This window comes from Paraburkholderia sp. BCC1876 (assembly GCF_902833695.1).
Taxonomy (GTDB): Bacteria; Pseudomonadota; Gammaproteobacteria; order Burkholderiales; family Burkholderiaceae; genus Paraburkholderia.
The window spans coordinates 1-427 of sequence record NZ_CADFGI010000110.1 but is presented as its reverse complement, the minus strand read 5'-3'; the positions used below and the strand labels follow the sequence as shown (position 1 = coordinate 427).

Annotated in this window: 1 protein-coding gene; it reads left to right on the top strand. The window is 66.3% G+C overall.

Annotation, left to right across the window (positions count from 1 at the left end):
• Positions 1–427: outer-membrane lipoprotein carrier protein LolA (locus HWY05_RS38030; RefSeq protein ID WP_176061515.1), on the top strand; the 427-nt coding region annotated here is incomplete at both ends.

Sequence of the window (427 nt, the reverse complement as noted above, 5' to 3'; positions counted from 1 at the left end):
GGGCGGCACCGACCAGCTCAAGGCCTTCATCGCCCAGGTCAAGACCGCCAAGGGCGGCTTCACCCAGCAGATCGTCAAGGCCCCTTCCAAGGGGGCGAGCGGCGCGATGCCGACCGTCAAGCCGACCGACAATTCAAGCGACACCTTCGTGTTATCGCGCCCCGGCCGGTTCGTCTGGTCCTACGAGAAGCCCTACCAGCAACTGCTGCAGGCCGACGGCGACACGCTCTACGTCTACGACAAGGACCTGAACCAGGTCACCGAGCGCAAGCTCTCGGGCGCGCTCGGCGCGAGCCCGGCCGCGATCCTGTTCGGCAGCAACGACATCGAGAAGAACTACACGCTGCGCGACGCCGGCGAGAAGGGCGGCATCGAGTGGGTCGAGATGCAGCCGAAGTCCCAGGACACGCAGTTCCAGCGCATCGGC